General features: G+C 69.7%; 17 protein-coding genes. 9 read left to right on the top strand and 8 right to left on the bottom strand.

The features are described 5' to 3' along the window. Positions 1–97: 97 nt before the first annotated feature. A complete protein-coding gene (locus KTR66_RS21770) occupies positions 98–2077 on the top strand; it encodes a TonB-dependent siderophore receptor (protein WP_213616401.1) in 1980 nt (659 codons plus the stop codon). A 263-nt stretch (positions 2078–2340) separates the two neighbouring features. After that, the gene (locus KTR66_RS21775) at positions 2341–2592 is read left to right on the top strand and encodes a 4a-hydroxytetrahydrobiopterin dehydratase (protein ID WP_213616404.1); all 252 of its coding nucleotides are present in this window, start codon (positions 2341–2343) and stop codon (positions 2590–2592) included. A 19-nt stretch (positions 2593–2611) separates the two neighbouring features. On the opposite strand, the gene KTR66_RS21780 is transcribed toward KTR66_RS21775, so the two are convergent. Then, positions 2612–4834 (bottom strand): primosomal protein N', encoded by a 2223-nt coding sequence (locus tag KTR66_RS21780; protein ID WP_213616405.1) that lies wholly within the window; start codon positions 4832–4834, stop codon positions 2612–2614. 92 nt (positions 4835–4926) lie between these two features. Between KTR66_RS21780 and fsa the strand changes: the two genes are divergently transcribed. The 5 genes from fsa (at position 4927) to KTR66_RS21805 (ending at position 8193) form a co-directional block, all read left to right on the top strand. Further along, positions 4927–5580, top strand: a complete 654-nt coding sequence (gene fsa, locus KTR66_RS21785) for a fructose-6-phosphate aldolase (RefSeq protein ID WP_213616407.1) — start codon at positions 4927–4929, stop codon at positions 5578–5580. 121 nt (positions 5581–5701) lie between these two features. Beyond that, the gene (locus KTR66_RS21790) at positions 5702–6238 is read left to right on the top strand and encodes a hypothetical protein (RefSeq protein ID WP_213616409.1); all 537 of its coding nucleotides are present in this window, start codon (positions 5702–5704) and stop codon (positions 6236–6238) included. Beyond that, positions 6235–7158, top strand: coding sequence for a tyrosine recombinase XerC (locus KTR66_RS21795; protein WP_213616411.1), 924 nt, complete (start codon positions 6235–6237; stop codon positions 7156–7158). The genes KTR66_RS21790 and KTR66_RS21795 overlap by 4 nt, the downstream gene beginning before the upstream one ends. 52 nt (positions 7159–7210) lie before the next feature. Then, on the top strand, positions 7211–7678 hold the full coding sequence (locus KTR66_RS21800; RefSeq protein ID WP_213616413.1) for a nuclear transport factor 2 family protein: 468 nt from the start codon (positions 7211–7213) through the stop codon (positions 7676–7678). Then, positions 7675–8193, top strand: coding sequence for a hypothetical protein (locus KTR66_RS21805; RefSeq protein ID WP_213616414.1), 519 nt, complete (start codon positions 7675–7677; stop codon positions 8191–8193). Before KTR66_RS21800 ends, KTR66_RS21805 begins: the two co-directional genes overlap by 4 nt. Before the next feature lie 16 nt (positions 8194–8209). Here the strand turns inward: KTR66_RS21805 and KTR66_RS21810 are convergent, their stop codons facing one another. From KTR66_RS21810 to KTR66_RS21830, 5 genes are all read right to left on the bottom strand, one after another. Beyond that, a complete protein-coding gene (locus KTR66_RS21810) occupies positions 8210–9445 on the bottom strand; it encodes a Zn-dependent hydrolase (protein WP_213616415.1) in 1236 nt (411 codons plus the stop codon). A 19-nt stretch (positions 9446–9464) separates the two neighbouring features. Next, positions 9465–10736, bottom strand: coding sequence for a TRAP transporter large permease (locus KTR66_RS21815; RefSeq protein ID WP_213616417.1), 1272 nt, complete (start codon positions 10734–10736; stop codon positions 9465–9467). Further along, positions 10733–11224 carry a TRAP transporter small permease gene (locus tag KTR66_RS21820; RefSeq protein ID WP_213616419.1) on the bottom strand — a complete coding sequence of 164 codons (492 nt, stop codon included), beginning with the start codon at positions 11222–11224 and terminating at the stop codon, positions 10733–10735. Before KTR66_RS21820 ends, KTR66_RS21815 begins: the two co-directional genes overlap by 4 nt. Further along, positions 11224–12213 carry a TRAP transporter substrate-binding protein gene (locus KTR66_RS21825; RefSeq protein ID WP_213616421.1) on the bottom strand — a complete coding sequence of 330 codons (990 nt, stop codon included), beginning with the start codon at positions 12211–12213 and terminating at the stop codon, positions 11224–11226. Before KTR66_RS21825 ends, KTR66_RS21820 begins: the two co-directional genes overlap by 1 nt. 61 nt (positions 12214–12274) lie before the next feature. Beyond that, positions 12275–12886, bottom strand: coding sequence for a substrate-binding domain-containing protein (locus KTR66_RS21830; RefSeq protein WP_213616423.1), 612 nt, complete (start codon positions 12884–12886; stop codon positions 12275–12277). 45 nt (positions 12887–12931) lie between these two features. On the opposite strand from KTR66_RS21830, the gene KTR66_RS21835 reads away from it, so the two are divergent. Then, the gene (locus KTR66_RS21835) at positions 12932–13723 is read left to right on the top strand and encodes an aldolase (RefSeq protein WP_213616425.1); all 792 of its coding nucleotides are present in this window, start codon (positions 12932–12934) and stop codon (positions 13721–13723) included. A gap of 148 nt (positions 13724–13871) precedes the next feature. On the opposite strand, the gene KTR66_RS25350 is transcribed toward KTR66_RS21835, so the two are convergent. Together KTR66_RS25350 and KTR66_RS21845 are read right to left on the bottom strand one after the other, a co-directional pair. Beyond that, positions 13872–15461 carry a mechanosensitive ion channel domain-containing protein gene (locus tag KTR66_RS25350; protein WP_213616427.1) on the bottom strand — a complete coding sequence of 530 codons (1590 nt, stop codon included), beginning with the start codon at positions 15459–15461 and terminating at the stop codon, positions 13872–13874. Between the two features lie 76 nt (positions 15462–15537). After that, positions 15538–17232, bottom strand: coding sequence for a DEAD/DEAH box helicase (locus KTR66_RS21845; RefSeq protein ID WP_213616429.1), 1695 nt, complete (start codon positions 17230–17232; stop codon positions 15538–15540). A 351-nt stretch (positions 17233–17583) separates the two neighbouring features. Between KTR66_RS21845 and KTR66_RS21850 the strand changes: the two genes are divergently transcribed. Then, entirely contained in the window at positions 17584–22410 is a 4827-nt protein-coding gene (locus KTR66_RS21850) for a choice-of-anchor I family protein (RefSeq protein WP_213616431.1), read from the top strand. The last annotated feature ends 56 nt before the right edge of the window (positions 22411–22466 follow it).

The following is a 22466-nucleotide window of genomic DNA, read 5'->3' on the forward strand; positions in this document are numbered from 1 at the left end:
GCCACGGACCTGTTCCGTTTGCGGGCTCGGCGCCAGCCGTCGGGCGGGGTGATGTTCCCGTCCGGCATGTCGTCATGCGCAACACGGGAGGTCTCCCATGCGCCGTTTTCTGCTCAGCACCGCCACCATCCTGGCGTCGGTGACGCCTGCTCTCGCCCAAAGCCCAACCCCGCGCTCCTCGCCGGAACAGGACCTCATCGCCGTACCCGACACCATCGTCACGGCCACCGGCGTGCCCACGCCGCTGGCCCGCGTGCCGGCCTCCATCACCGTCATCGATCGCAAGGCGATCGAGGAGAACGGCTTCGCCAACCTGGCGGAAGCCCTCGCCACGGTGCCCGGCCTGCGCGTCGCGCAATCGGGCGGGCCGGGCCAACAGGCCAGTGTCTTCATCCGCGGCAATTCCAGCCGCTCCACCCTCGTCCTCATGGACGGCGTGCCGGTGAACGACCCCTCGGATGCCAATGGCGCCTTCAACTTCGGCAATGAGACGCTGTTCGACATCGAGCGCATCGAGGTGCTGCGCGGCCCCGCCTCCTCGCTCTATGGCAGTGCCGCGGTGGGCGGCGTGATCAACCTGGTCACGCGCCGCGCGCCGCCGGACCGGCAGTTCATGCCCTATGGCGAGGTCGCCTACGGCACGGCCAGCACCTTCCGCCTGGGTGGCGGCATGGCTGGCACCATCGGCCAATTCGACTATCTGGCCAGCCTGAACAACATCTCCACCCAGGCTTCCAACGCCACGGCCAGCCGCTTCTGGCGCACGCTGGGCGAGTTCGACGGCTTCAACACCACCAATGCCACGGCACGGCTGGGCTATACCTTCGCGCCCGGCACGCGCGTGGAGGGCCAGGTCCGCTGGCGGGAAAATGCCTTCGGCGTGGACAGCGTACCGCGGGACGACCCGAACTACACCGGCAATGACCGGCGCTGGGTGGGCCAGATCCGCGGCGAAACCAACCTCTTCGACGGGCGGCTCACCACCGGCCTGCGCCTCGCCGTCACGCAGGACCGGCGGACCTATTCCAACCTGCCAGACATCCTGAGCAGCGCCACCGTGCAGGATTACTACCGCGGCACGCGGCAAAGCGTGGACTGGGGCAATGTGGTGCGCCTGCCGGGCTTCGGCCCCGCGACGGATGGCGCCGTCACCTTCGGCATCAACTACGCGCATGAGAATGTGACGAGCTTCGCGGGCAACGTGCCCTTCCGCTCCGTCACCAATGCGCAGCAGGACACGACGGCGGGCCATGTGGCCATGCAGTACCGCTTCTGGAACGCCCTCGATGTCACGGGCGGCGTGCGTTACGACAATGTCTCCGACTACACCGGCTATACGAGCTGGCGCGTCGGTGCGGTGCTCGCGGTGCCGGAGACCGCCGTGCGCATCCGCGCCTCGGGCGGGACGGCCTTCAACGCGCCCTCGCTCAACCAGCGCTTCGGCGTGATCGGCAACACCTTCCGCGGCAACCCGAACCTGCAGCCCGAGACCAGCATCGGCTACGAATTCGGCGCCGAGACGGATTTCGCGGCCTTCAACCAGCCGCGATTCTCGACGGTGGGCTTCACCTTCTTCCAGCAGCGCGTGACGAACCTGATCAACTTCAACGCGGGCTTCAACACGCTGGTGAATGTGGCGAGCGCCAACATCAAGGGCGTCGAGCTGAACTGGGCGATGCGCCCGGTGCGCTGGTTCACCACCGATGTGTCCTGGACCATCACGGATGCGACGGATGGGCAGACCGGCGCGCCCCTGCCACGCCGGCCGGAGAGCATCGTCACCGTCTCGGCGCGCATCGAGCCCACGCCCGGCTTCGTCATCACGCCGCAGGTGCTGTTCACCGGGCGCTCGCCGGAAGGGGCCTTCGCCACCTACCTGAACTCGGGGGCGAGCGTGAATGCGATGCGCTACAACAAGTCCGGCACGCTGTTCAATCTGACGGCGACCTATCCGGTGCTGCCGCAGGTGAATGTCTATCTGGAAGGACGCAACCTGACGGACAGCAAGTGGGAGCCGGTGAACGGCTTTCAGACGCCAGGGCGCAGCGTGATCATCGGGTCCCGCTTCGTGTTCTGAGGTCTGGGCGATCGCCGGGCCTCATATCTTCCCCATCGCCTGTTTCCGCGCTGCGCGTGGCCACGCGCAGCGCCCAGGCCTGAGCCACGGGGCTTGCCACCCGCGATCCGCCCGCATTCCAGAGCGCTGGTGTTCGCCGGAGATGCAAAATTTCGGTGCTTGGCAGCTGTCGAAATCGCTCTTCTTGATCCCAAGACATGAAGACGATACCGTTTCTTGGAAAATGAATTGGGCACGGTTACTCATCGCCCGGGAGAAGCGCGTTGAGTCATTCCAGCCAAGCCGTTCCGAAATGGACGCGCGCCGAGACACGCCCGGCGATGGAACGGAAGTTCCGCTTCCAGAATCGGATCGCAGCCTGGGGTTTCCTGGCGAAGCTCGCCGTCCTTCTGGACAAGGATGATTTCTACGTCGAATGGGCGGGCAACAGGGTCAAGGTCATTCTGACCTGGGACGACACGCAGACGCAGTCCGAGCCCCTGGAACTGGCAGAGAAGATCAACGAAGTCGTTTGACGGGCCGCGGTCCGTCGCCTCAGAGGAAGCCTACCGGGTCCACATCCACCTGGACCCGGACTTCGCGCGGGAGGGGCACCCGCGCCAGCCAGTCCACCAGCACCGGCTGCACCTTCACCCCCCGCGCGGCCTTGAGAAGCAGGCGATGCCGATACCGCCCGCGCAGCAGCGCGAGCGGCGCCGGCGCCGGGCCCAACACCTGCAACCCATCGCCAACCGGCGCGGCCAGCCCCAGCTCGCGCGCCGCGCGTTCGGCCGCGCGGGCATCCTCCGAGCTGATGATCAGGGCCGCGAGCCGCCCATAGGGCGGCCAATGCCCCGGCTCGCGCTGTGCCGCCTCGGCCTTCAGGAAGCCCGGGAAATCGTCCTGCATCAGCGCCTGCATCACCGGATGCTCGGGCGAAAAGCTTTGCAGCATGACGCGGCCGGGCTTGTCCTCGCGCCCCGCCCGCCCCGCCACCTGATGCAGCAGTTGCATGGTGCGCTCGCCGGCGCGGAGATCGCCACCGCCGAGGCCCAGATCGGCATCCACCACGCCCACCAGCGTGAGATGGGGGAAATGCCAGCCCTTGGCGACGATCTGCGTCCCGATGATGAGGTCCACCTCGCGCTCTTCGATCTGCCGCGCGGCGGCGGCGGCGGCGGCGGGGCCGGGGATGGTGTCGCTCGCCATCACCAGGCGCCGCGCCTCGGGAAACAGCTCCGCCACTTCCTCTTGGATGCGCTCCACGCCGGGGCCGATGGGCACCAGGGAATGCTCGGCGCCGCATTCGGGGCAGGCGGGCGGCGTCGGCGCGGTGTGGCCGCAATGGTGGCAGAGCAGGCGGCGCTGCGCGCGATGCTCCACCAGCCAGGCGGTGCAGTTCGGGCATTGCATGCGATGCCCGCAGGCGCGGCAGAGTGTGAGCGGCGCATAGCCACGCCGGTTCAGGAACAGCATCGCCTGCTCGCCGCGCGCCAGCGTCTCGGTCACGGCGGCGATGAGCGGGGGTGCGAGGAAGCGCCCGCGCTCGGGCGGCGTCTGGCGGAGGTCCACCGCCGTGATCTCGGGCATGGCCGCGCCCCCATGGCGCACCGGCAGGCCGAGGCGGCGGTAGCGCCCGGCCTCGGCGTTGGCGACGCTCTCCAGGCTTGGCGTGGCGCTGACCAGCACGCAGGCGGCGCGTTCGAGGCGCGCGCGGACCACGGCCATGTCCCGCGCGTGGTAGATCACGCCCTCTTCCTGCTTGAAGGCTGTCTCGTGCTCCTCATCCACGATGATCAGGCCGAGATCGGGGAAGGGGAGAAACAACGCGGAGCGCGCGCCGACCAGCACGGGCGCATCCCCCTCCGCCACCGCGCGCCAGGTGACGCGGCGCGTGCGGGAGGAGAGCTCGGAATGCCAGAGGGCGGGCGGAGCGCCGAAGCGGCGTTCGAAGCGCGCGAGCCATTGGGTGGAGAGCGCGATCTCGGGCAGCAGCACCAGCGCCTGCCGCCCCTGGCGCAAAGTCTCGGCGATGGCATCGAGATAGACCTCGGTCTTGCCGGAGCCGGTGACGCCCTCCAGCAGCGTCACGCCGAACTGGCGCGCGGCCACCGCCTCACGCAGGGCCGCCGCGGCCGCTTCCTGCTCCGGGCGCAGCACCGGCGGCGCGAAATCGGGCTGGGGGCGCGGAAAGGTGCTCGCGCGCGGCATCAGCGCTGGCTCGATCAGCCCGACGGAAGCCAGGCCCCGCACCACGCCCAGCGAAACACCGGCCAACCGTGCGATCTCGGTGCCGGGCAGGATTTCCTCGCCCAGCGCCGCCAGCGCCTTCGCGCGGTCCGGCGTGATGCGCGCCTCTGCCCCCGCCACGCGCCGCCAGCCCGAGGCCTGGGCCGGCGCCTCCAGCGCGGCGGGTGCGCTCATCGCCATGCGCAGCACCGCGCCGGGCGGCGAGAGAGTATAGGCTGCGATCCAGTCCACCAATTGGCGCAAGGCGGGGCGCATCGGCGGCGCGGGCTTGACCGCGATCACCTCGCGCAGGCGCCCCTCGGCCACGTGATCCGCCTCGGGCGAATCGTCCCAGATGACGCCGAGCACGACGCGGCCGCCCAGCGGCACCTCGACGAAATGGCCCGGACCCGCCACCAGCCCGGGGGGCAGGCGGTAGTCATAGGCGCCTTCCAGCGGCAGGGGCAGCAGGACGCTGACGCGCTGGCCGCCCAGCAGGTCGCCTGTGGCCTTTCGGGCCCCATTGGTCTTTCGGGATGGTGTCCCCATGGGCTATTCCCTCCGCCACGGGATGACCCGTGGTCAACCCCCGCCTTCCATTCGACCGCGACCCACTCGCCGCCCAGCAGGATGCCCCCGCCATGAAGTTCTTTGTGGACACCGCCGATGTCACTGAAATCCGCTCCCTCGTGGGCACGGGCTTCCTGGACGGCGTCACCACCAATCCGAGCCTGATCGCCAAGTCCGGCCGCAAGATGAGCGAGGTCATCGCCGAGATCTGCGCGCTGACCGATGGCCCCGTCTCGGCCGAGGTGACCGCGACGGACCACGAGACCATGCTGAAGGAGGGGCGCTACCTGCGCTCCATCGCCGGCAATGTCTGCGTGAAGGTTCCGCTGACGGAAGCCGGGCTGCGCACCTGCAAGGTGCTCTCCGAGGAGGGCACGCCGGTGAACGTCACCCTCTGCTTCTCGGCCAACCAGGCGCTGCTGGCGGCCAAGGCGGGGGCCACCTTCATCTCGCCCTTCGTCGGCCGGCTGGATGATATCGGCCAGGACGGCATGGGGCTGATCGCGGATGTGGTGCAGATCTATCGCAACTACGCCTTCAAGACCGAGGTGCTGGTCGCCTCCATCCGCCACCCGGTGCATGTGCTGCAATCGGCCAAATTGGGGGCTCATGTGGGCACCATGCCGCCGGCGGTGATCCGCGGGCTGATGAAGCACCCGCTGACCGATCGCGGCCTGGAGGCGTTTTTGGCCGATTGGGCGAAGACGGGGCAATCTATTCTGTGACCCTCAGGCGCCGGGCGCGGCCTCCGGCCGCTTGGCTTCGGGATGCTGAAGCATCCCGGCTCGGCTATTCGCCTCGCATTCTCGGGGCGCGATTCTTTCTCTGCTGGGGAGGAAAGGCTGCGTGACCGGCTCGCCTGATCCCGCCGCCGTCGAGGCCTTCCTCCTCGCCAACCCGGATTTCCTCGCCGAGCGGCCGCAGCTTTATGCCATCCTGACGCCGCCGCGCCGGGTGCATGGCGAGGTGGTGGCGGACCATATGGCGGCGATGATCCAGGCCGGGCGGCAGGAATGGCGGGGCTTGCTGGAAGCGGGCCGCACGCGCGGCGCCTTCGCGGCGAAGGTGGCAGAGGCCGTGCTGGCGCTGATCGCCAACCCCGATGCCGAGGATTGCCTGCGCCATGAATGGCCGGCGCGGCTCGGCCTCGAATCCTGCCGCCTGGTCCCGCTCGTCCCTGGCCCGGCTTTGGTGCTGCGCGACGTGACGGTGGCCAGCGCCGCGCTGCATGGCGAGGCGGCGCCGCTCATCCGGCGCGAGGCACTGCTGCGCACCGGAGAGGCCACGCTGGCGCTGGGAGCGCGCGAGGTGGCGGATTTGCCGAACGAACCGGAATCCCTCGCCTTCCTCGCCCGCGCGCTGGACGCCGCTCTGGCGCGATGACCGGGGAGGCTGCCCGCATCCAATTCCTCGCCTGGCTCGCCACCGAGCGCCGCGCCAGCCCGCACACGCTGGAAGCCTATGGGCGGGATGTCTCCGAATTCCTGGGCTTCCTGACCCAGCACCAGGGCGCGGAGCCGGACCTCGCGGCGCTGGGTTCCCTTGCGCCGGCCGACCTGCGCGCCTTTCTCGCGGCCCGCGCGAAGGACGGCGCGGGCAATGCCACGCGTGCGCGGCAACTTGCCGCCATCCGCAGCTTCCTGCGCTTCCTGGCGCGGCGTCATGGCATCAAGCCGCTCGCCGTCGGCGCCATGCGCGGCCCCAAGCGCGTGCAGCCCGTGCCACGCGCCCTGAACAAGGCCGATGCGCGCGCCGCCGGCAGCGACATCGGCGAGGTGCATCACGGCGAGCGACCGGAATTCCAGGCAGCGCGGGATGTGGCCCTCTTCACCCTGCTCTATGGCTGCGGGCTGCGCATCAGCGAGGCGCTGGGCCTCACCGTGGGTGAGGCGCCACTGCCCGGCAGCGATGCCGCGCTGCGCATCCTGGGCAAGGGCGGCAAGACGCGGCTGGTTCCCGTGCTGCCGGTTGTGCGCCAGGCCATGGCCGGCTGGATGGCGCATCGCGGCGGCGCGTTGCCGGAGGAGCCGCTGTTTCTCGGCGCGCGCGGCAAGCGGCTCGACCCCGCCGTCGCGCAGCGCACGCTGCGCGAATACCGCCGCCTCGCCGGCCTGCCCGAGCACGCGACGCCGCACGCGCTGCGCCATTCCTTCGCGACGCATCTGCTCGCCGGCGGCGCCGATCTCCGCTCCATCCAGGAACTGCTGGGCCATGCCAGCCTTTCCACCACGCAGCGCTATGTGGCGGTGGATGCGGAGGGGCTGCTCGCTACCTGGAGATTGGCCCATCCACGCAGCGATTGACCCCGGGACCCCATCGCGCTCAAACTTTGCACCGCACAACGGAGGCCTCCTCATGCATCGCCGCGCGCTTCTCGCCCTCGCTCTGGCCCTTCCGGCCTCCATCGCCATGGCGCACCCGCACCACGACCTGACGGCCGAGCGCGCGGGTCATATCGAGCAGCAGGTCATGGCCTTCCGCGTCGGCCTGCAGGCCGCGGCGCGCGAGCGGGATGTGGTGCAGCTGCGCGCCATGTTCGCCCCCTCCTTCACCCACACCCATACGACCGGGAAGGTGGATGGCCGTGATGCGCGCCTCGTTTCCATCCTGGCGGGCGAGCCGGTGATCGAACTCGCGAATGTCGAGGAACTCTCCATCCGCGTGCTGAATCCGGATGCGGTGGTCGTCACCGGCCGCAGCCCGATCCGCAGCATGGCGGAAAACCGCGTGGTCCAGGTGCGCTGGGTGCAGATGATGGCCCGCGTGGATGGCGAATGGGTGCTGGCGGCGAGCCAGGCGACGCGCCTGCCGGAAGGCGTGTGAGCGCCGCCGCCACCCATCCCAAGGGCCTGAAGGCGCGGCTCCTGCACGAGATGCAGGAGTACGGGATGATCTTCGTCTACCTCTACATCTCCTTCGCCGCGGTCATCTTCTACCGGAGCGCGGTCCTGCAGGCCGAGGGCATCGCCTTCGGCGCCTACGGCTTCGCCTTCTTCAAGGCGCTGGTGCTCGCCAAGTTCATGATGCTGGGCCACGCCGCACGGCTGGGCGAGCGGCTGCGCGGGCGGCGGCTCTTCGTCAACGTGTTCTACCGCGCCTCGCTCTTCATGGGGCTGCTGGTCGCTTTCTGCATGATCGAGGAGGCGGTGGTCGCCCTGCTGCACGGCCATGCTGCGGCGGATGCCATCCGGGCCATGGCCGATGGCTCCCTGCGCGAGAAATTCGCCTATGCGGTGCTGCTCTGGGTGATCCTCTTGCCCTATTTCGCCCTGCGCGTGCTGGACGAGGTGCTGGGCAAGGGCGAGCTGAAGCGGATCTTTCTCAGCCGCGCCGCCTGACCACAGCGCGGCTGGTTCAGCGGTTGGCGCGCGCCACCACCGCCTCGAACAGCACCTGGCAGCCGGCCTCAGCCTCCTCCGGCAGGATGCTCTCCGCCTCATTGTGGCTGAGGCCATCCTTGCAGGGGGTGAAGATCATCGCCGTCGGCATCCGGCGCGCGACATAGACCGCGTCATGCCCGGCGCCCGAGATGATCTCCCGCGCCGGGTAACCCAGGCGCGCGGCCGCCTGGCGCACCAGATCCACGCAATCCGCGTCGAAGGGCTGGGCCTCGATCACGAAGAGCTCCTTCAGCTCCAGCGCGCAGCCGCTCTCCGCCACCAGGGCCTTCGCTTCCGCCGGGAAGGATTGCGCGATGCCCTGGATCTCGGCGCTGTCGGGGTGGCGGAACTCGATGCTGAAGCGCACCTCGCCCGGGACGACGTTGCAGCTGTTGGGGAAGACCTGAAGCCGCCCCACCGTGCCGCGGCCGTCATCGCCGCGGGCGCGCATCATCTCATCCACGCGCGCGATCACGCGGGCGGCGGCCACCAGCGCGTCCTTGCGCGTCGAGGGCGGCGTGGTGCCGGCATGCGCGTCCTGGCCGGTGATCACCGCGTCGTACCAGACCTGCGCCTGTGCGCCTGTGACGATGCCGATCAGCTTGCCTTCGCGCTCCAGGAAGGGCCCCTGCTCGATATGCAGCTCGAAATAGGAATCGGCCGGGAAGGGGGCCGCGGGGTGGGTGCCTTTGTAGCCGATGGAATCCAGCGCCTCGCTGACGGTCACGCCGTCCAGATCCTTCAGCGCATAGGTCTTGGCCTGGTCATAGATGCCGGCCCAGACGCCGCTGCCCATCAGCGAATGGCCGAAGCGGCTGCCTTCCTCATCGGTCCAGTTCACCAGCTCGATTGGCGCCTCGGTGGTGATGTTGAGGTCATTCAGCGAGCGCATGACCTCAAGCCCCGCGATCACGCCCAGCGCGCCGTCGAACTTGCCGCCCGTCGGCTGGCTGTCCAGGTGGCTGCCCATCAGGACCGGCAGGCGCTTCGGGTCGCGGCCCTCACGGCGGGCGAACATGTTGCCCATTGCGTCCACGCGCATGGTGAGGCCGAGTTGCTCGCACCATTGCGTGAAGCGCTGGCGGCCGGCCTTGTCCACCTCGGTGAGGGTCAGGCGCTTCACGCCGCCCTTGGGTGTCGCGCCGATTTCGGCCATGGCCATGAGGGTGTCCCACAGGCGGGGACCATTGATTTTTTGATTGGTGCTCATGGCCCGGAGGATAGACCCGTCAGCGCGGCTGCAACAGCAGGGCGAAGCTGGGAATATAAGTGGTCAGCATCAGCACCACGAGCATGATGAGGATCTGCGGCCAGATGGCGCGCGAGATGCGCGCCAGCGAAAGCCCGCTGATCGCCATGCCGACGAAGAGGCAATAGCCGATGGGCGGCGCCGCCATGCCGATCGCCACATTGGTCACGATGATGGCGCCGAAATGCACCGGGTCCACGCCGAAGCGCGTGGCGATGGCGATGAGCATGGGGCCGAGGACGACCATGATCGCGATCTCGTCCATCACCGCCGCCAGCAGGAAGAAGGCGAGGTTGAGGGCGGCGAGTGCCAGCCATTTGCTGCCCAGGCTCTCGGCCATCCAGGCCGCGAAATCCACCGCGATCCGCTCCTGCGCCACCAGCACGCCGAAGCCGGCCGAGACGGCGATGATGGCCGTCACCATCGCGCTCGTCCGCGCCGAGCGGAGGAGGAGCTCGGGCAGCGCCTTCAGCGTCAGCTTGCGCTCGAAGAGGAAGCCCACCACCAGCGCATAGACGCAGGACATGGCCGCCGCCTCGGTCGGCGTGAAGACGCCGCCATAGATGCCGCCCAGGACGAAGACGGGCGAGAGCAGCGCCCATTTCCCGGCCGAGACCGCCTGACGCACCTCGGCCCAGCTCGCCGGCGGCAGGGTGGGGACCGCGTTGCGGCGCGCATGCACCCAGCAGAGCACGATCAGCCCCGCCGCGATGGCGAAGCCCGGGATCACGCCCGAGAGGAACAGGCGCCCGATGGATTGCTCGGCCACGATGCCCCAGATGACGAAGGCGATGGAGGGCGGAATGAGCGGCCCCAGCACGCCGGCACTGACAGCGATGGAGGCGGCGAAGGCCTTGTCATAGCCCGCTTTCACCATGGCCGGGATCATGATGGCGCCGATCGCCGCCGTGGTGGCGGGCGCCGAGCCGGAGATGGCGGAAAACACCAGCGCCGCCAGCACTGTCACGATGGCAAGCCCGCCCGTGCGATGCCGCACCAGCGTGGAAGCGACCTCCACCAGGCGCTGCGAAAGCCCGCCGGCCGACATGATCTCGCCCGCCAGCATGAAGAGCGGGATGGCCAGCAGGCTGAAGGATTGCGAGCCGGCGATGAGCTGCTGCGCCAGGAAGGCGGGCTCGATATCGGCGGTGATGAGCGAGCCCATCGTCACCAGCCCGATGGCGATCGCGAAGGGCACGGCAAGGATGACGAGGCCGGCGAAGCCCGCCGTCAGCAGCAGGGAGACGCTCATGCCTCGGCCATCGCGGCGGGGGGTGGCGGCGGGGTGACGATGCGGCCCAGCGCGAAGAGGCAGACCAGCCCGCCCGCCAGCGGCGCCATGCCGTTCAGCAATTCGATGGGATATTCCATGGCGGCCGAGGTGCTGCCCGACGTGATGTCGAGGAAGCGCATGCCAGACCAGGCGAGATAGGCGCCGAAGCCGGCCGTGAGCAGGTTCACCACCACCTCCCAGGCGGCGCCGAGGCGGGGCGGGAGCCGGTCGCTCAGCAGCGTCAGGCGGACATGGAAGCCCTCCCGCACGCCGAGCGCCACGCCGCCCATGGTGGCCCAGGAGAAGGCCAGCACGGCCAATTCCTCCGTCCAGGGCGGCACGCGCGCGAAGCCGTAGCGCATGATGACCTGGAGGAAGATGAGGCCGAGCATCGCGGCGGTGGCGAGGATGAGGCTCCAGCGCAGCAGCGCCGCCAGCCCCGCCAATCCGGCCGCGATGGCCCGCATCAGCGCGAGGCCGCCAGGGCTTCCTGCACGATGTCCGCGCCGATGGCGCCGCGGAAGCTCTCATACATGGGCAGCACGGCCTGGCGGAAGGCGGCCGGGTCGGCCACGGCGTTCACCGTCATCCCCTTGCCGCGCAGGCTCTCCGTAATGGTGCGCGCATTGGCGAGCGAGGCGGCGCGCTGCGTGGCGGTGGCGGCCGCCGCGGCCTCGCGCACCACGGTGCGGAGATCCTCGGGCAGGCGGTCGAAGCTGCGCTTGGCACTGAGCAGGCCGATCATCGAGTAGATGTGGTTGGTCAGCGAGAGATACTTCGTCACCTCGTTGTACCGGCTGGCCTCGATCACCGCGAGCGGGATCTCAAGCCCGTCCACCGCGCCCTGCTGCACGGCGGTGAAGGTTTCGCCCCAGGCCATCGGCACGGCGGTGCCGCCCAGCGCGTTGAACAGGCCGATATAGATCGGGCTTTGCAGCACGCGGAACTTCACGCCGCGCACATCCGCCGGATTCACGATGGGGCGGACATTGTTGATCATCTGGCGGAAGCCGCCCTCCATATAGCCCAGCGCCACCACGCCGCGCGTCTCCAGCCGCTGCGCCAGGCTGCGGCCCATGGCGCCGTCCAGCCCGCGCTGCGCCTGCGCCTCATTGGCAAACAGGAAAGGCATGTCGTTGATCTGGAAGGCGGGTTCGATCTGCGCGATCACGGCATTGGTGATGATGCCCATATCCACCGTGCCGAGGCGCATGCCGTCCAGCATCGGGCGCTCATCGCCCAGCGCGCGGTTGGGGAAGAGCTGCACGTCGAGCCGGCCGTTGGAGCGGCGCTCGGCCTCCTCCTTGAAGGCGCGCGCGCCCATGGCATAGGGGTCCTGCGCGCCGTCGCTCGTCGTCCAGCCGAGGCGGAGAACGGTGCGCGCCTGCGCGGTTGCCGTGCCGATGATGGCGAAGCCGGCGCCGGCCAGCAGCGCGCGGCGTTGAAATGCGGACATGGTTGCCTCCCTGAACCGTGATTTGGTGCGGAGGCTAAACGTTGCGCTGCGCGCTTGGAAGTCAGCCCACGGCGAAACCGGCGGCGCGGAAGAACGCCGCCCCGTCGCCGGCCGCGAAGGCCATGAAGGCGGCCGCGCCCTCGGGGTCGGCGGCGCGGGTCGCGACGGCGGCGACGTAGGGGGTGATGAGCTGCGCACTCTCGGGGAGCGGCGCCACCAGGGTCGCGCCCGGTTCGGCCAGGATTTCGCTGGCCTGGGTGATGACGAGGCCGACCTTGCCCCGCGCCACCGCCTGCACGGCGGCCAGCCCGCGCGCGAAGGGGATGCGCGGCGCGGTGGCGCCGAGGCGATCCAGCAGCGCCGTGACATGCCGCCCGCTGGTGGCCCCCGCCGCGCCGTCGCTGAGCCCGATGCTGGTGGCGGCGCGGAGGATGGCGGCCAACTCCGCCTCGCTTTGCAGCGGAGGCACCGGCGCGCCGCGGCGGATGGCGAGAGCGAGGCGCATTCGCCCCATCTCACGCCGTGTGGCTGCGACCGCGAAGCCGTCACGGATCAGCGCATCCAGCGCGGGGCCGGCGTTCAGCACCACATCCACCGCCTCGCTAGCGCGCAGCCGTGCGGCCACCTGGCCACCATTTCCGGTCTCGGTGCGGATGGCGCGGCGGAGCATCATGGGGGGAGCCTTGCCCGTCGCGCCCTCTCCTGCAACTGATGGGACATGGCACACGCTCTCGACACCGCCCCCGCCTCGCCCGCGCTGCTGCGCAATTCCGACCTTGACCGGCCCGAGGTGCGCCAGGCGCGCGTGGACCTCGCCGCCTGCTTCCGCATGGCGGCGAAGCTCGGCCTGCAGGAGGGGATCTGCAACCACTTCTCCTTCGTCGTGCCCGGGCGGGACGACCTGATGCTGGTGAACCCCTATGGCCATGCCTTCGCGGAAGTCACCGCCTCCAACCTCGTCATCTGCGATTTCGAGGGGCGGGTGGTGGCCGGCAAGGGCGTGCCGGAAGCGACGGCCTTCTACATCCATGCGCGGCTGCACCTGAAGCATCCGCGCGCCAAGGCCGCCTTCCACACCCACATGCCCAATGCGACCGCGCTCGCCATGCTGGAGGGCCCGCCGCTGGTCTGGGCCGGGCAGACGGCGCTCAAGTTCTACGGCCGCACCCTGGTGGACGAGGATTACAACGGCCTCGCCCTGGATGAGCGCGAGGGCGACCGGATCGCCGCGGCACTCGGCGATGCCGACATCGTCTTCATGAAGAACCATGGCGTGATGGTGGTGGGCCCGAGCATCGCCGAGGCCTGGGACGACCTCTACTACCTGGAACGCGCGGCCGAGGTGCAGCGCCTGGCCATGACCACGGGGCGCGTGCTGAAGCCGGTGCCGAAGGACGTGGCGGAGGCGACCTATGCGCAGATGCGCGAGGGCGATCGCGAGAGCGCCTGGCTGCATCTGGAGAGCATCAAGCGGCAGCTGATGAAGGAACAGCCGGATTTCGCGGATTAGTTTTTGGCGCCCTCAGACGCCGGGCGGGCCGCGTCCGCGGCCCTTGGCTTCGCCGCGCCACTGGTGCCCTGGACCATGAGGCCGGTTTGGCGGCGCCGCGCGCCTTGCGCGCGGATTCTTCCTGTTCGGGGCGTGGCTTCCTGGCCCCTCACTCCCGCTGCGCCGCTTCCACCGCCTGCAGCGCATCCAGGATCAGCGCCTGCTGCACGGCGAGGAAGACCGCCTCGTCCTGCGTCAGGATCTGCGCCGTGATCTGGATCGAGAGATTGGCCCGGCCGATGCCGGCCACATGCACGCGCGGCCATCCGGGCGCGGTCTCAACCAGTGGCTCGGCCGCGAGGCGGGCACGCAGCGCCTCCACCAGCGCCTCCACGCGCGCGGCGGGCATCTCACGCGGCACCCGCAGCCTGTGCTGGAAGATCCAGCGGTCCCGCGCCGAGAGGTTGGTCACATGGACCTTCGCGAGATCGGCATTGGGGACGCTGGTGACGGAGCCGTCCGGCGCGCGGATCTGGCTGGAGCGCGGCCCGACCGAGACCACCACGCCGCGCGCCGTGCCGAAGGCGATGGTGTCGCCCACGCGGAAGGGGCGGTCGGCGAAGATGGAGATGCCGCCGAGAAGGTTCTCGACCGTGGCCTGCGCGGCGAGCGCGAGCGCCAGGCCGCCGATGCTGACGCCGGCCAGAAGGCCGAGCATCGGCACGCCGGCCTCATTGGCGCCCAGCACGATCAGTGTGGCGGCCGCGAGCAGCGAGCAGACGCGGGCCAGCAGGCGCAGCAGATTCGCGTCATAGACGCGCTCGGGGAAATTGGGGGCCGCGATGATCGCCTCCGCCACCAGCCAGCAGGCCGACCAGGCGGCCCAGGCGGCGGCGAGGTAGATGGCGAAGTTGGTAAAGAGCAGGCCGACATCGGAAATGCCGCCGACCAGCACGATCTGCCAGGTGATGAAGACATAGGCCCAGTCCAGCAGCAGGACGAAAAGGCCGGCCACCAGCAGCATCACCAGGTGCCGTCGCCAGGGCGGCATGCCCTTGGCGTGGCGCCGCGCGGCACGCAGCACGACGAACCCGATGGACGCCACCACCGCCAGCACGAGCGCCGTCAGCAGCACCTTCCAGGCGGGCGATCCCAGCAGGTCCCATTGCAGCGGGCCGGGCAGGCTCGCGAGGTGCAGCCTGGTCAGCAGCGGGCCGGTGAAGTTCCGGCGGAACTCCGTCCAATCGGTGATGGTGACCGGCGCCAGCACCGGCGCATTGCCGAGGGCGGCGCGGAATTCCGGCAGATGCGTCAGCGTCTCGGCCGAGAAGACCCAGTGCCGCCCGGCCGGTCCATCGGGGAGGCGGACGAGCCGGATTTCGGTGCCGGGGATGGCCCAGCGGGTCGCTTGCGGGTCCACCGGCGGGGTGTTCGCGTCCAGCTCCGGCAGGCGATGCAGGATGTCCGCCATCAGGCCGAAGGCCATGGCGCCATGCTTGATGCGGGTGACGGGCGGCGTATCGCGCAGGTCGAACAGCTCGCGGCCCGCGCGGGTCAGGGCCGTGGTCAGCGCGACTTCGGTCGCCCTGCTGGGGGCGGCGCGATAGGCGAGGAACAGCGCCTCCACCCGTCGCGCCTCGGCCCGGAAGGAAGCGACGGTGGCCTGCGGCGTGGAGGTGTCGAGCTCCGCCAGCAACGTGGCCGAGGCCGGCAGGGCGGCCATCAGCCAGGTGAGCAGCAGGAAGACCCAGCGATGCACGGATTTTGCCTCCCAGCGCCGTATTCGGCGGCGTGAGCCCATTCTCTCGCCAGGCGCGAGGCGATGTCGAGCCGCTTCAGCCGCGGCGGGGTGCGGGCCGCTTGTTGCCCTGGTAGGGGCGCTTCGGGCCCGGATAGGGCGGGCCGCGCCGGGCGGGGCCTTCCGCCGGCGCATCGGCGGGCTCGACGCGGATATGCGCGTCATCCCGGCCGGGCTTGGCGGCCGCATGGGCGAAGCGGCTGGCGGCGTAGGGCGCCACCTCGAAGCGCGTCTCGCGGTCCAGGATGCGGATGCGGCCGATCTCCTCGCGCGTCACATGGCCGCGATGGCAGAGGAAGGGCAGGATCCAGCGCGGATCGGCGTCGTGGCTGCGGCCCACATTCATGCGGAACCACACACCCTCGCCCACCTCGGTCGGCGCCGGCATGCCGCGCGGTTGCGGCGCGGGGCGGGCCTGGGCGGCGGCAAGCTCCTCGGGCGCGGGCAGCGGCGCGCGCAGCTGCTTGACCAGGGCCGCCGCGATGGCCTCGGCCGAGCGGCCTTCGAGCAGGCGGCGGCCCAGCTCCATGTCCATCTCGTCGGCTTCGGCTTCCAGCATCTCGATGCCAGCGGCGAGGATGCGCTCGCCATCCTTGGCGTGGATTTCATCCGCCGTCGGCGCGCCGGACCAGGCGGCCTGAACCTTGGCGGCCATCAGCAGCCGCTCGGCGAGGCGCCGGCGGTTGTGCGGGACGATCAGCGCCGAGATGCCCTTCTTGCCCGCACGGCCGGTGCGGCCGGAGCGGTGCAGCAGCGTCTCCGGGTCATTTGGCAGGTCGGCATGGATGACGAGGGCCAGGTCCGGCAGGTCGAGCCCGCGCGCGGCCACGTCGGTCGCCACGCAGACGCGGGCGCGGCCATCGCGCAGGCCCTGCATGGCCCGCGTGCGCTCGGCCTGGGAGAGCTCGCCCGAGAGGGCGACGGCGGAGAAGCCGCGCTCCACCAGGTTGCCGTGCAGCCGGGCCACGGCGGCGCGGGTGGTGCAGAAGACGATGGCGGTCCGTGGGTCGAGAAAGCGGAGCGTGTTCACCACCGCGCGCTCCATCTCGCCCGGGGCGACGGAGAGCGCCCGGTATTCGATGTCACTGTGCTGCTTGCCCTCGCTGGTGGCGGCGATGCGCAGCGCGTCCTTCTGGAAGCCGCGGGCGAGCTGCGCGATGCCGCGTGGCACCGTGGCGGAGAAGAGCAGCGTGCGGCGCTCGGCCGGCATGGTTTCGAGGATGGCTTCCAGATCCTCGCGGAAGCCGAGGTCGAGCATCTCATCCGCCTCGTCCAGCACCACGGCGCGAATTGTCTGGGGGCGGAGATTGCCGCGTTCCAGATGGTCGCGCAGGCGGCCGGGCGTGCCGACGACGATATGCGCGCCATGGGCGAGCTGCCGGCGCTCGGCCATCGGGTCCATGCCGCCGACGCAGGCGACGATGCGCCCGCCGGCCTTGGCATAGAGCCAGGTGAGCTCGACCTGCACCTGAAGCGCCAGCTCGCGCGTGGGTGCCACGATCAGGGCGAGGGGGGTGGCGGAATGGCCGAGCCGCTCGGCGCCGGCCAGCACATCATGGGCGATGGCGAGGCCATAGGCGACGGTCTTGCCGGAGCCGGTCTGTGCCGAGACCAGCAGGTCACGGCCGGCGGTCTCGGGCTCCAGCACGGCGGCCTGCACGGCGGTCGGCTCGGCATAGCCGCGTTCGGCCAGGGTGGCGGCCAAAGGGCCGGCGAGGTCGGGGAAGGGCATTCGGAAATCCTGGTCAGTCGAAGGCGTGCGGGCGGGGCCGGCGACGCGAAGGCGCGATGAAAACGAGGGTGGGCCCGCTGCACGGGCTTGGGCGCAGCGGGTGGATCCTGGCGCCGGAACCCTCGCATAGGCCCTGGACGTGGCGAGGGAAAGCGCGGATCTCGGGGGGGAGGGGTCCGCCTGGGACATGGCGGCGGTGGTCGGCGCCCGATGCACCGACCAGGCTGCATGAACCATTCGGTATTACCCATTAGGTATTAACCATTCGGTAACCAATTCTTCTCCGGGATCGCAAAGATCGGCCCCGGCGAACCCCCTAGGCACCGGACCAGGATTCACCTGGGGATGCGCATGTCCGGTCAGATCACCACCAACACGGCTTTCACGCTCAACAACACCAGCCTCATCGGTGGCGCGGCCTCGGGGGCCGAGGTCGTCGTGCAGGATGCGGCCCGCGGCCTGCTCTATGTGCTCGGCGCGAATGGCGTTGATGCCCTGGACGCCGTGACCGGGACCCTTGCCTTCTCGATCCCGAAGAGCGCCGTGCAGGTGCCGGGCGGCGGCGCTGCCGCTTCACTCGGCTCGGGCAACTCCGTCGCCATCAGCGGCAACAACCTCGCCATCGCCTTTGATGGCGCCCCGGCGGGGCAGCCCGGCGTCGTCGCTGTCTTCACGGTGAGTGGCTCCGCCGGGGCCTATTCGGCGAACTGGCGCGCCACCGCCGAGGTCGGCGTCGTGCCCGACATGATCACCTTCACCCCGGATGGCACGCGCCTGCTGGCGGCCATCGAGGCCGAACCCACCCAGGGCTATGCCGCTGACGCCCCCGGCGGCCTCGCGGTGATCGACGTGGCGAGCTGGACTTCGACCTTCCACGGCTTTGGTGGCTTCGACACCGCTGCGCTTCAGGCCGCGGGCGTGAAGATCGCCAATGGCTTCGGCCTGGCCAACACGGCCACGGCGCTGACGGATCTGGAGCCCGAATACATCACGATCGCCGGCAACCGCGCCTATGTGACGATCCAGGAAGCCAATGCGATCGGCGTCTTCAACCTGACGCCGGGGGCCGAGGGTTGGGTGTCCGTGCTGCCGCTCGGCCTGTCCAATCACAGCCTGGCGGGCAACGGCATCGACACCTCGGACCGGGACGGTGGCGCCAATATCCGCCAGGTGCCGGTCTTCGGCATGTACCAGCCGGACGCGATCGCGAGCTTCGTGAAGGATGGCGTGACCTATCTGGTCACGGCCAATGAGGGCGATGCGCGCGAATATGGCGGCGCCTTCAACGAGGCGGTCCGCATCTCGGCCCTCGTGCCGTCCTCCGGCAATACGCCGCCCTCCGGAATGCCGGCGCTGGACGTGGCGCTGCTGGCGCAGATCCAGTCGCGCCGCGGCGACGCCGATCTTGGCCGCCTGGATGTGAGCCGCTGGGCCGGCGACACCGACAATGACGGCGATCTCGATCGCCTGCAGGCCTTCGGCGCCCGCAGCTTCTCGATCTGGCAGGTGGGCGGCACCGAGACCGCGCCCACCATCACCCAGGTGTGGAACAGCGGCCAGCTGATTGATCAGATCATCGCGAGCCAGGCGCCCGCGCTCTACGACGATGCGCGCTCCGACAACAAGGGCGCCGAGCCCGAGCACATCACCCTCGGCACGATGGACGGCCAGCTCTACGCCTTCGTGGGACTCGAGCGCGCCAATGCCAACATGGCCTTCCGCATCGACGGACCGACCGATGTCGAGTTCATGGGCCTGCTGCGCCAGCCCGGCGACGTGGCGCCCGAGACCTCGGCCTTCATCCCAGCGGCGGGCGGCCAGCCGGCGAGGCTCGCGGTCGCGAACGAGGTCAGCACCACGACAACGGTTTTCAACCTCTCGACCGCGCCCAAGGCGAACTACACGCTGCAGATCCTGCACGGCTCCGACTTCGAGGCGGGCCTGCTCGCCACCGGCCGCGCCGACCGCTTCGCCGCGATCGTGGACAAGCTCGAGGATGCGGTCGCCAACAGCATCACTCTTTCGGGCGGCGACAACTTCATCCCCGGTCCCTTTGGCGCGGCCGGCACGGATGCGACGATGGTGCCGGTGCTGCGCGCCTATTGGGAGCAGGCGCTGGGCCTGCCCTCCGGCTCGCTGACAAATCTCTCGGGCACCAGCTCCGCCTTCTTCGCCACCGACATGGCCATCCTCAATGCCATCGGCATCCAGGCCTCGGTCCTGGGCAACCATGATTTCGACCTTGGCACCAATGCGCTGGCCGCCGCGATCGATGTGACGGCGAACACCACGGCAGGCACGCCCGCCGGCCGCATCACCAATATCGGCGCGCAGTTCCCCTATCTCTCGGCCAACCTGAACTTCGCGGGCGACGCCGCGCTGCGCGGGCTCTTCACGCCCACGCTGCGCGAGGCCTCATCCTACGCGACCGGCCTCGCCGACCTCGCCGATAATCAGAGCGTCGCCAATGAGGCGGCCGATGCGCAGATCGCGCCCTGGACCACCATCGTCGAGGGCGGCGAGACCATCGGCATCCTCGGCCTGACCACGCAGGTCCTGGCCTCGATCTCGACGGTCAACGGCGTCACCGTGCTGGATCCCAATGGCGATGGCGGCCGCGACAACATGGCGGAGCTGGCCGCGATCCTGCAGCCCTATCTGGACCAGATGGCGGCGCAGGGGATCAACAAGATCATCCTGCTGTCCCACCTGCAGCAGTTCAGCAATGAGCTGGCCCTGGCCCCGCTGCTGCGCGGCGTGGACGTGATCATCTCCGCCGGCAGCCATGCCATCTTCGCCGATGGCACGGATGCGCTGCGCGCGGGCGACACCGCCTCGGCCGGCTATCCGGTCTACCGCACGGGGGCGGACGGCAAGGCCGTCGCCATCGTCAGCACCTCGGGCGAGTACTCCTATGTCGGTCGCCTCGTCGTCACCTTTGACGGCAATGGCGATCTGATCGCCGATCCGGATGGCGCGGGCGCGCTGGGGGTGGGTGGCGTGGATCCGGCGGTCTCGGGCGCCTATGTCACCAGCGATGCGACGGTCACCTCGCTCTGGGGCACCGACAATGCCTATGCCGACGGCACGCGCGGCGGCGAGGTGCGGCAGATCACGGACCAGGTGCAGGCGGTCATCAGCGCCAAGGATGGCAATGTCTTTGGCCGCACCGAGGTCTTCCTCGACGGCCGCCGCAGCGAGGTCCGCTCCGAGGAGACCAACCTCGGCAACCTCTCCGCCGATGCCAACCTCTTCGTCGCGAAGCAGGTGGATGCGGGCGTCATGGTCAGCCTGAAGAATGGCGGCGGCATCCGCGCCGAGATCGGCGCCGTTCTTGGCCAGCCGGTGCCGAGCGAGCTGCCGCCGCTGGCCAACCCTTCGGCCGGCAAGCCCGAGGGCGGCATCAGCCAGCTCGATATCGAGAACTCGCTGCGCTTCAATAACGCGCTGAGCATCGTCACCGTCACGGCGCAGAACCTGGAGCGCCTCTTCGAGCACGCCGTGGCGGCCACCGCGCCTGGGGCCACGCCGGGTCAGTTCGCGCAGATCGGCGGCGTTTCCTTCTCCTATGACCTGAGCCGCACGGCGCAGGTGGTGAACGCGACGAGCGGCGTGGTGACCACCACGGGCGAGCGGGTGCGCAACCTTGTCATCCTGAACGAGGATGGCAGCATCGCCGATACCATCATGATCAACGGCGTGCTCCAGGGTGACCCCGGCCGTCTGATCAAGGTGGTGACGCTGAGCTTCCTGGCCGATGGTGGCGACGGCTATCCCTTCCCGGCCTATGTCGAGCCGGGCAGCCGGGTGAACCTGCTCAACCATGCGGGCCTGTCCGATGGCGCGGCCGGCTTCGCCACAAAGGGGAGCGAGCAGGATGCGCTCGCCGAGTTCATTGCGGCGCAGCACGGCACGGAGGCCAAGGCCTTCGACAATCTCGACACGAGCAAGGCCGGTGACCTGCGCATCCAGGACGTGGCAGCGCGGAGCGACACCGTGCTGACGCCCTATGCCCAGGTGACCGTGGGCGAGCGGGTGGACCTGGTGCAGATGGGCGGCCCCGCCCAGGGCTATGCCTTCAGCTTCGTCGGCACTGCCGCCGGTGAGACCATCCTGACCCATGGCGCCGGTGATCGGGTCCATTCCGGGGACGGTGACGACAGCATCTCGACGCGCGGCGGCAATGACAGCATGCGGGGCGGTGCCGGCCAGGACACGCTGCTGGGCGGCGAGGGCAACGACATCCTGGATGGCGGCCTGGGCGCTGACAGCATGGTCGGCGGCACGGGTGACGACCTCTACACCGTGGATCACGTGGCCGATGTGGTGGTGGAGCTGGCGGGCGGCGGCTATGACCGCGTGATCACGTCCGTCAGCCACAGCATGGCGGCCGAGGTCGAGCGGCTCAGCCTTGCGGGTTCGGCCGACCTGTCGGGCACCGGCAATATCCTGGCCAACCGCCTGGACGGCAATGCGGGCGCCAATGGGCTGGATGGCGGCGCGGGCAATGACTCGCTCTATGGCGGTGCCGGCCAGGACACGCTGCTCGGCGGCGAGGGCAACGACGTCCTGGATGGCGGCCTGGGCGCTGACAGCATGGTCGGCGGCACGGGTGACGACCTCTACATGGTGGACCACGCGGGCGATGTGGTGGTGGAGCTGGCGGGTGGCGGGTACGACCGCGTGATCGCTTCGGTCAGCTACAGCATGGCGGCCGAAATCCAGCGGCTGAGCCTTGCGGGCTCGGCCGACCTGTCGGGCACCGGCAACATCCTGGCCAACCGTCTGGACGGCAATGCGGGCGCCAATAGGCTGGATGGCGGCGTGGGCAATGACTCGCTCTATGGCGGTGCAGGGCAGGACACGCTGCTTGGCGGCGAGGGCAACGATGCCCTGGATGGCGGCCTGGGTGCGGATCTTCTGACGGGCGGCGGCGGCAATGACAGCTTCCTCTTCCGGCGTGGCGAGGCGAATGGCGACCAGATCTCGGACTTCACCGGCAATGGCGCCGGCATCGGCGATCGCCTGATCTTCTCCGGCTATGGCAGCTTCGCGGCTGGCGCCAGCTTCGTTTCCCTCGGTGGAAACGAGTGGCAGATCACCTCGGCCGATGGCGCGACGGTGGAGGTCATCCAGATCAGCGGGGCGGTGGCCGCGCAGGACTGGGTCTTCACCTGAGCCCAGACCCGGGAGCCGAACCATCGGGGGCGCGTCGCCATGGCGACGCGCCCCTT

Source organism: Roseococcus sp. SDR (genome assembly GCF_019083995.1).
Classification (GTDB): Bacteria; Pseudomonadota; Alphaproteobacteria; order Acetobacterales; family Acetobacteraceae; genus Roseococcus.